The sequence below is a fragment of the Peribacillus sp. NPDC060253 genome (assembly GCF_042727425.1).
Lineage (GTDB): Bacteria > Bacillota > Bacilli > Bacillales > DSM-1321 > Peribacillus.
The window spans coordinates 1-8,442 of the sequence record NZ_JBHXAS010000161.1 but is presented as its reverse complement, the minus strand read 5'-3'; the positions used below and the strand labels follow the sequence as shown (position 1 = coordinate 8,442).

General features: G+C 40.6%; 11 protein-coding genes and 1 pseudogene. 1 reads left to right on the top strand and 11 read right to left on the bottom strand.

Translation table 11 applies throughout. The features are described 5' to 3' along the window. Nucleotides 1–96 precede the first annotated feature (96 nt). Nucleotides 97–381 carry a transition state genes transcriptional regulator AbrB gene (locus ACFWE9_RS24375; protein ID WP_230161996.1) on the top strand — a complete coding sequence of 95 codons (285 nt, stop codon included), beginning with the start codon at nt 97–99 and terminating at the stop codon, nt 379–381. A gap of 63 nt (nt 382–444) precedes the next feature. On the opposite strand, the gene rsmI is transcribed toward ACFWE9_RS24375, so the two are convergent. The 11 genes and pseudogenes from rsmI to ACFWE9_RS24320 form a co-directional block, all read right to left on the bottom strand. Beyond that, entirely contained in the window at nt 445–1,326 is an 882-nt protein-coding gene (rsmI, locus tag ACFWE9_RS24370; RefSeq protein WP_230161994.1) for a 16S rRNA (cytidine(1402)-2'-O)-methyltransferase, read from the bottom strand. A 1-nt stretch (nt 1,327) separates the two neighbouring features. Continuing rightward, nucleotides 1,328–1,588, bottom strand: a complete 261-nt coding sequence (locus tag ACFWE9_RS24365; RefSeq protein ID WP_377359226.1) for a GIY-YIG nuclease family protein — start codon at nt 1,586–1,588, stop codon at nt 1,328–1,330. Further along, nucleotides 1,575–2,318 (bottom strand): tRNA1(Val) (adenine(37)-N6)-methyltransferase, encoded by a 744-nt coding sequence (locus ACFWE9_RS24360; RefSeq protein ID WP_230161990.1) that lies wholly within the window; start codon nt 2,316–2,318, stop codon nt 1,575–1,577. The genes ACFWE9_RS24365 and ACFWE9_RS24360 overlap by 14 nt, the downstream gene beginning before the upstream one ends. A gap of 180 nt (nt 2,319–2,498) precedes the next feature. Next, nucleotides 2,499–2,873 (bottom strand): DNA replication initiation control protein YabA, encoded by a 375-nt coding sequence (gene yabA / locus ACFWE9_RS24355; RefSeq protein WP_230161988.1) that lies wholly within the window; start codon nt 2,871–2,873, stop codon nt 2,499–2,501. Between the two features lie 14 nt (nt 2,874–2,887). Continuing rightward, a pseudogene (locus ACFWE9_RS24350) lies at nt 2,888–3,718 on the bottom strand (PSP1 domain-containing protein). A gap of 1 nt (nt 3,719) precedes the next feature. Then, nucleotides 3,720–4,724, bottom strand: coding sequence for a DNA polymerase III subunit delta' (holB, locus tag ACFWE9_RS24345; RefSeq protein ID WP_377359223.1), 1,005 nt, complete (start codon nt 4,722–4,724; stop codon nt 3,720–3,722). Between the two features lie 8 nt (nt 4,725–4,732). Further along, nucleotides 4,733–5,173, bottom strand: coding sequence for a YaaR family protein (locus ACFWE9_RS24340; RefSeq protein WP_230161982.1), 441 nt, complete (start codon nt 5,171–5,173; stop codon nt 4,733–4,735). A gap of 24 nt (nt 5,174–5,197) precedes the next feature. Next, nucleotides 5,198–5,527 (bottom strand): cyclic-di-AMP receptor, encoded by a 330-nt coding sequence (locus ACFWE9_RS24335; protein ID WP_230161980.1) that lies wholly within the window; start codon nt 5,525–5,527, stop codon nt 5,198–5,200. 94 nt (nt 5,528–5,621) lie between these two features. Next, nucleotides 5,622–6,260, bottom strand: a complete 639-nt coding sequence (tmk, locus tag ACFWE9_RS24330) for a dTMP kinase (protein ID WP_377359220.1) — start codon at nt 6,258–6,260, stop codon at nt 5,622–5,624. Between the two features lie 39 nt (nt 6,261–6,299). After that, nucleotides 6,300–7,754 (bottom strand): aminotransferase class I/II-fold pyridoxal phosphate-dependent enzyme, encoded by a 1,455-nt coding sequence (locus tag ACFWE9_RS24325; protein WP_377359218.1) that lies wholly within the window; start codon nt 7,752–7,754, stop codon nt 6,300–6,302. A 209-nt stretch (nt 7,755–7,963) separates the two neighbouring features. Then, entirely contained in the window at nt 7,964–8,179 is a 216-nt protein-coding gene (locus ACFWE9_RS24320) for a sigma factor G inhibitor Gin (RefSeq protein ID WP_230161974.1), read from the bottom strand. Nucleotides 8,180–8,442 lie beyond the last annotated feature (263 nt).

Below are 8,442 nucleotides of genomic sequence, written 5' to 3'. Positions count from 1 at the left end.
GGCTGGTATTATATATTTATAAAAAAATTTGTCGAATATTGACGAAAAAAATAGAAATAGGGTACTAGATTGTAATCTGAGAGGAGAATTTTCAATATGAAATCTACAGGTATTGTTCGTAAAGTTGATGAGTTAGGCCGGGTCGTTATTCCAATTGAACTTCGTCGTACATTGGGAATTGCTGAGAAAGACGCTCTTGAAATTTATGTTGATGACGAGCGCATCATCTTGAAAAAATACAAACCAAACATGACTTGCCAAGTTACAGGTGAAGTTTCCGATAACAACCTTACACTTGCTAATGGTAAATTGATTCTTAGTCGTGAAGGTGCTGAATTACTAATCCAAGAAATTCAACAAAACTTCGCTACTTCTAAATAAATGATATAAATAAAAAACTTCCGATTTTCGGAAGTTTTTTTTGCTTATTTACCATCGTAAACATTATTCCATATCAATGTGATACGCTTGATACACATCACGTTTTTGTATATTACGATCTTTTGCGACCTGCTTGATTGCATCCTTTGAACTGAACTGCTTGATTTCTACATAATGATCAACATGACCGACTAAATCAAGGGCCATCCACCAGGCCTCCTCTGGTTCGTCCTCCGACCATTGCCCACCTTCTACTATTAAACAGAACTCACCACGGATCTCGGATTCCATCGCCCACGTCAATGCTTCACCTACCGTCCCCCGAATGAACTCTTCAAATTTCTTAGTTAATTCGCGGCATAATACTATACGACGGTCGCCTAGAATGTCTTGCATGTGTTTTAATGTTTCTTTTAAACGATGTGGCGATTCATAAACGATCCATGTCGATTCAACCTTTTTTAACTTTTCCAGTTCTTTCTTTTTTTCTTTAGCACCCCGCTGTAAAAATCCATAAAAGTAAAAAGGCTGTGGAGCGAGTCCCGATGCAATCAATGCCGTTAATGCAGCATTTGCCCCCGGCAACGGTATGACTTTAAACTGCTCAGCAATCGCATCCTTGACCAGTTCATATCCCGGATCGGAAATCGTCGGCAAACCAGCATCACTTACCAATGCGATGACCTCTCCTGATCGAAGCCTCTCTAGCATCTGCTTCCCGCTATATTCCTTATTATGTTCATGATAACTGACGATAGGTGTCGAAATTTCGAAGTAATTACATAATTTCTTTGTGTTTCGCGTGTCCTCAGCAGCAATGACATCCGCTTCCTTTAAGATTCTTAAAGCCCTAAAGCTCATATCCTCAAGGTTTCCTATCGGGGTAGGAACCAGATATAGAGCTGGCTCCAATCCCTCTTTTTCAAAACTCTTTTGCTGCCACATATCATGTATCCTCCTTTGCCATCCACTTTTGTTTTTGTTTTCTTGTCAGTTGCTTAAACTGATATTCAGCCTGCATGGCCAATGTCTGGGTTTCAAATATTTCATGATGAATCAATTCAACGGGGGTCCGCCCTCTCGTATACTTTGCCCCCTTGCCTTGATTATGAGCATCTATTCTACAATCCAAGTTATTTGTATACCCAGCGTAATAGCTGCCGTCCCTGCATTTTAAAACATAAAAATAATGCTTATTCCTCTCCATACAAAATCCTTCTGATTTCAGGATTATAATCATTTTGATCATTATACACAACAAGGGGAGGAAGAATCTTTAAATCAGGGTTCCCATCCTTTATCCCTTCAATAAGAATCGTATTTGCTTCTTTCGAGCTTTTGGGATAAACGAATTGTAGTCGCTTCGGCTCAATCCTATACATCCTCATTAAACGCAGGATATCCATCAGGCGGCCAGGTCTATGAACGAATGCGGCTTTCCCCCCTTGACGAAGCAACTGACTTGAAACACGCATGACGTCCTCAAGATTACACATGATTTCATGCCGGGCAATTGCAAAATGCTCATTTTTGTTAATTTCCTCGATTGATGGCGTCGGAAAATAGGGTGGATTGCAAGTAACCACATCATATTTGCTATACCCTATCTGCTTTGGAATCTCTTTTATATCTCCATGAACCATCTCGATCTGGGAAGATACGCCATTATAGTCCATGCTCCTCTGGGCCATGTCATATAAACGCTCTTGAATCTCAACACCCGTAATTGTCCCTTTCGTTCTTGTACTCAGCAGCAATGGTATGACCCCATTCCCTGAGCAAAGATCCACGATTTTCCCTTTTTGAATCGGAACATTCACGAACCTCGATAATAAAACGGCATCTAATGAAAAAGAGAACACCGATGGACTCTGGATGATCCTTAAATTCTCGGCCAATAGATAATCCAGACGTTCGTCTCCTTTAAGTTCTACCATTGCTGTTACCCTCCTATTTATGTATAGAAAAAGCATGCTTAGGGCCCATGCTTCGACATTTGTATCGTACAAAAAAGGGGCCTGACTCATAGTATGCGTCAGACCCCGAATCACTATATATTGTAAACGGTCTATCTATCACGTAAAAGAGATGGAACATTCTTTTATATTATTCCATTATCACTTCTTATTTAAAAAAGATAAACAGAACAGGCAATCTCCTTCTTTTCGTAAACTGCCGAAATGCAGATTACAAATATGGAAGCCTTCTTGATAGATACGGGCTAAATTATCATAGCCTTCCCCGATATCCATAACCTTGTCCGCACTAGCAGTACGGTTTTTCACTTTTTGTTTAACCTTTACTGTAGCAGGCGCAGTTTCGACTTCCACAAGGCCTAACCGATTACGCAAGTGCTCGTTTTCCAGCTTGAGCGACTGATTTTCCTCAAGAATTTCAGCTAAGTTCTGCTTCAATTCTCCAAGCTGCTTATATAATTGGCCTATCTGGGTTTCCATATTGGTCACCGACTCAAAAATATCTTTCTTATCCACGCTCTCCCACCACCTTAATAATCTGTGGCTTGAATAGAAACGGCTCCCTCTTTTAGAATCTCATCTAGAGTATACTCTAATACTCTTTCCTGCTCGATTAGTTCAATCTGAAGTACGCGTTCTAGAATATTAAGCCCCACTACTTTGCCTTTGCCACCAGGCGTATTAATCATTTCACCTAAATCAGGAAGCATTTCCTTCGCACTTTCATACTCATCATTTTCATATTTCAGACAGCACATCAATCGACCGCATAACCCTGAGATTTTTGTAGGGTTTAATGATAAATTTTGATCCTTCGCCATTTTGATGGAAACGGGTTCAAAATCTCCAAGAAATGTGGAGCAGCAAAGCATTCTGCCACATGGTCCAATGCCACCAAGCATCTTTGCCTCATCCCTTACCCCAATTTGGCGCAGTTCTATCCGAGTTCTGAATATGGCAGCTAAATCCTTTACTAAATCACGGAAATCCACGCGACCATCCGCTGTAAAATAAAATACGACTTTATTTCTGTCGAAAGTATATGACACATCTACTAGCTTCATATCCAGCTTATGCTCAACGACTTTTTGACAACATATAGAGTAAGCCTCTTCTGCAGCTGCCTTGTTCTCATCAACAATAAGCTTATCTTTTGCATCAGCGACCCGTAGTACCTTTTTCAATGGCAGGACAACATCGTTTTCATCTACTTGCTTACGGGCTGTAACAACTCTACCGAATTCAACACCGCGGACAGTCTCCACTATTACAAAATCGTCCTTAGGAATAGCGAATTCACCCGGATCAAATTAGTATATTTTGCCCGCTTTTTTAAAACGGACACCTACAACATCATACAAATCATGATCCCTCCTGCAAATTCAGCACAAGCTGTTCCATCAACAGCTGTGGATTCGTGTTGGACATCAGCTTTCTTTTTGCTTCCAAAATACACACCATATGTTCAGCAAGGCGTCTTGGGGAAAGATGAAGAGCGTGAGTTTCAAATTCCTTCAGTTTATTCTGGAATACAACGAAGTCCTTTTTGTCCAACTGAATGTATAATAAATCCTTATATATAAGAAGTAACAAATCAAGACCTCTGTCTACCTGTTCTCTTTCTTTGAAGTGTGGAAACCAATCCGTCTGAAGGTACAACAAGGCCTTCAATGAATTGAGTTTTAACACTTCATATAATTTTACCACTATTTTTTGAGCTTGTACAAACCATTCATCATTGCTTAGCTCGATTCCGGCTTCCACATTCTGTGTTATATGCGCGATAACCGAAGCAAGCTGTGGCTCTAAATCCTGTTCTACCAGCTTCCGTTTCACATTCTCCGGGGATAATGGCTTGAACGAAATCACTTGACACCTTGATAATATAGTCGGCAGAATCCTCTGAAGCTGTTCGGTCATCAATATTGCCACCGTACCGGCCGAGGGCTCCTCTAAAAATTTCAATAGACTGTTGGCTGCCCCAACCGACATTTTGTCCGCATCGGCAATCATATAAACCTTTCGATCGGCCTCTACGCTTTTTTTCGAAAATTCTTCTTGAAGCTCTTTAATTTGTTCCTTCTTTATTGAGAGTCCATCTTTTTCTATCAAATGGACATCAGGATGATTTCCACTTGAAATCCGTTTGCAATTCCTGCAAAGTTCGCATGGCTCATAACCTGCTTTTGGTGCTTCGCATAGTAAGCTTTTGGCAAAGGTTTTACTTATTTCTTGCTTACCTGTCCCTTTTTCCCCTTCAAATAAATACGCATGAGCGACTCTGTTCTTCGTTATGCTATTTTGCAGCATCGTCATTACCTGTGGCTGAATTTGACTCATATCCTGCCATGTTTTATCCAAAACCATCAACTCACTTACGTATATAAATTAATCAGAAGCCCTTTAATTTCACCAATCATTTCTAATATTTCAAGCGAGCTTTTCTCTTTATTAAGAATTTCCTCGCTTAATTCGACTAGTCTTGCATCTATCGTTTCTACGGTTTTCAATGGCCGGCTCTGACCATATTGGTTCCAGCTCGTCGATTGCTTCAGTTCCAGTCCATAATCGACCGCTTCCTTAACAAACCGTTTCACTAGTGCTTTATATTTTGCCAATTCCCTAAAAGTACGTGACCGAACTAAACGCTGGCCAGCCCCTTCAATGTCGCCTATCAAACGGTTTAAAGTTTGGATTTGCATTTTTTGATCCTGTGTCTGGACCAGTTGTTGAAATCTCCCGTTTCCTGTTTGGAACTGTTTGGCATCTTGTCTCGCTTTATCCAACTTAATGGGGATATCATGGTTGATTTTCATAATGAACCTCCATGCAGCTAACCGTTAAAATTGTAAAAAGTTTTCAACCGGTAGTACAAATATGGTTGCACCGCCTACTTGTATCTCCACTGGGTAAGGTACGTAGGACTCGGCATTCCCGCCCATCGGTGAAACAGGTGACACTAACTGGGATCGTGACTGACAATTTTGTTTGATGATCTGGATAGCTTGTTCAACACGTTCATCCTCTGTACCGATCATAAATGTCGTATTACCTGATTTTAAAAACCCGCCAGTGCTGGCAAGCTTGGTTGTTCCAAAATTATTTTCTACTAATTCATTCAGCAGCCGATGACTATCCTTATCTTGAACGACAGCAATGATCATTTTCATTCTCATCATCCTCCGGTTACTCTGAATTTTTTCATATCTCTATTATAGCAACTAGTCCATGCCCGGAATAGTATCCAGTTGAATAATATGGTAATCAAAACTTTTTTTCTAAAATGTTTAACAAGCCGGCTTTCGATTCTTCAAAAACTTCATCAATTGTCCGGCCTGCATCCACGATAATGAAACGGTCCTTCCATCTATTTATAATGAACTGATACCCGTCATATACTTTTTTATGGAAGTCCAGTGCTTCAAGGTCCAACCGGTTCACTTCCCGTTCTCCATTGGATTGGATGCGCCTCAATCCTTCTTCAGGCATGATGTCAAAAAAGAACGTGGCATCCGGCATCATGTCTCCAATTGCGAATTTATTGATATTGTAAACCTCTTCTATATCCAAGCCCCTTGCATGGCCTTGATAGGCTAACGAGCTATCTATAAATCGGTCACAGAGGACTATTCCCCCTCGTTCCAACTCCGGCATGACCACTTCCACTAAATGCTGACGTCTTGCTGCGGCGTATAATAAAGCCTCTGTTCTCGAGTCCATAGCTGTATTCGCTTTATTCAAGATAACCTCCCTAATTTGCTCCGAAATGGGAACTCCTCCTGGCTCACGTGTTAATAGGACTTGGTAGCCTTCTTGTTGGAGGGCCTTGCCTAGCATTTGGGTGATTGTTGTTTTCCCAGCACCCTCAGGCCCTTCCATTGTTATAAAAATACCGCGTTTCATCGATGTACCTCCAAGGTTCTTTGTTTGTAGTATATCATTTTAACCATCCTGACCGCTTTCATAAACGATTAATTCTCCGTTTGAAAGGGAGGAACCGCCATGAAACCTGGATCCCAGGTCAAGCAGCCTCCTTAAGTTGGTTATATGCTCAGCAGTAATCATTTCCCCGGACATAATTAAAGGGATTCCCGGAGGATAAGGAATGACCATCTCGGCAGATACCTTACCTATGGCACTTCTCAATGCGGCCGGTCTCGATTTTTTTTGTTTCATGACGGAGTATGGCATTTCAAGACCCGTCATTGACCTTTCATCAAGCAAGCTAACAACTTGATTTGCTTTCCAGCTTCCAGTTCTGTCTTTAGTGGCGTTTTTTATATTTTGGACGATTTCAGAAAAAGGGAAATCGGTACCCATCTTTAATAAAGGCAAAATCATTAACACATTATTAGGATCAGCTAATTCTGTAAAAATACCTTTGGCTTCACACAACTGCTGTAACTCAAAACCACTTAAACCCATTGTTGATTGAATGACGACTTTCAATGGGTCTGCTGAAGTGCCTGGTGGCGCCTCTAATACTCTTATTGATTGTAGAGCGGCTAATTCACCTCTGAAACCTACTATCTTTTTAATTAGGCTATTTTTATCTTCTGATGTAAAAGAGGCCAAGTAGGCTCTTGCTAAATCGAGCGATCCCATAATTGGGTAAGATGGACTGCTCGACTGAAGCATTTGTAAATAGAACGATACTTCATCGGCAGCAACTAAGGATGAATTGAGATGAAGATATGACCCCATCGTCATAGCCGGTAATGTTTTATGTGCTGAATGAACAACGGCATCTGCACCTGCCAATATAGCTGATTTAGGAAAAGGACTTCCTAACTGAAAATGAGCGCCATGTGCCTCGTCTACCAGCACAGGGATTCCCCTTTGATGGGCAAGTCTCACGATTTCCGTCAAATCCTCACCGAGACCATAATAATTCGGATAGGTTACAATAATGGCTTTTACATCAGGATGGACACCTAAGGCTTCTTCCATTAATTTTGATCCTACACTGCCAGCAATGTCCCATTTCTCATAAAAGTCCGGTTGTAAAAAGATCGGTTGAACATTCGCTAACATCAAACCATGTAAGATCGATTTATGGCAGTTTCTTTGAACGAGTACCTTATCTCCTTCACGGCAGACCGCAAGGGTCATCGCAATGTTACCTACGGTTGACCCATTAACCAGAAAATAACTCCTCTGTACACCATATAAATCAGCGAGTAGTTGCTCAGACTTTAAAATGGCCCCTTCTGGAGCATGCAGGTCATCTAAACCGTTTATCTCTGTAGCATCCAAACCAAGCAGTGGGTTATATAGAAATTGCCCTTTTTTACTGAACACCTGTCCATTTTTATGTCCTGGAACATGAAGGGATATTGGTTTTTTTTTATAAAAATCACTCATTGCATCGAACAACGGTGTCTGTGATTGATTCATTTTTCTCTTCCCTCAAATCATAGTATTTTATTATTTTATCAAATAAGTTCAAATTTATCTCATATTACGGTGACAGAAAGGCAATTATGCAGGGAAAATATGAAAACATAAGTTGGATACGCAGCATTCATCCAAAAAAAGAGTCAGAGAATGAGGAAACAATCCATTCCTTCATTCTCTGACTCTCCAACTTTCCATAAACTATTTTTTCATGAAAATATTTCAGGATTAGTGATTTTTCTTAATTGCTTTAAGTAATATTTGTACCGGGGATCATTTGTATCCGTGCCGATCATATCCCTTTCACATTCCTCACAAATAAAGGTCGTATATAGATGTATTCCCATCCCTTTTATTTGTTCACAAACCACGCACGATTCCCCTGCCGTTGTTTTGGTTGTTGTTGCCAACATCTCCACCTCCATACCTGCATTCTCCCCAAAAACCATCGTTCGCATACATTAGTTTAAATAGTTTAAGAGAACCGGGGCTGCTTTTAACAATGTATGATGAAGATTTTCAATACGTGTATGTCTCTATAAAAGTTTCCATAATTGAAAAAACCACTATAACTACTGGTTTTTCTTTTTTTTAACGAAAAAAGACCAGCCGGATGGCTGATCTTTAAAATGGCTTGGCGGCGTCCTACTCTCACAGGGGGAAACCCCCAACTACCATCGGCGCTGAA

Coding starts and splice junctions, on each gene's coding strand:
- ACFWE9_RS24375 (WP_230161996.1), top strand. CDS start 97: ATGAAATCTACAGGTATTGTTCGTAAAGTTGATGAGTTAGGCCGGGTC.
- rsmI (WP_230161994.1), bottom strand. CDS start 1,326: ATGTGGCAGCAAAAGAGTTTTGAAAAAGAGGGATTGGAGCCAGCTCTA.
- ACFWE9_RS24365 (WP_377359226.1), bottom strand. CDS start 1,588: ATGGAGAGGAATAAGCATTATTTTTATGTTTTAAAATGCAGGGACGGC.
- ACFWE9_RS24360 (WP_230161990.1), bottom strand. CDS start 2,318: ATGGTAGAACTTAAAGGAGACGAACGTCTGGATTATCTATTGGCCGAG.
- holB (WP_377359223.1), bottom strand. CDS start 4,724: ATGGTTTTGGATAAAACATGGCAGGATATGAGTCAAATTCAGCCACAG.
- ACFWE9_RS24340 (WP_230161982.1), bottom strand. CDS start 5,173: ATGAAAATCAACCATGATATCCCCATTAAGTTGGATAAAGCGAGACAA.
- ACFWE9_RS24335 (WP_230161980.1), bottom strand. CDS start 5,527: ATGAAAATGATCATTGCTGTCGTTCAAGATAAGGATAGTCATCGGCTG.
- tmk (WP_377359220.1), bottom strand. CDS start 6,260: ATGAAACGCGGTATTTTTATAACAATGGAAGGGCCTGAGGGTGCTGGG.
- ACFWE9_RS24325 (WP_377359218.1), bottom strand. CDS start 7,754: ATGAATCAATCACAGACACCGTTGTTCGATGCAATGAGTGATTTTTAT.
- ACFWE9_RS24320 (WP_230161974.1), bottom strand. CDS start 8,179: ATGGAGGTGGAGATGTTGGCAACAACAACCAAAACAACGGCAGGGGAA.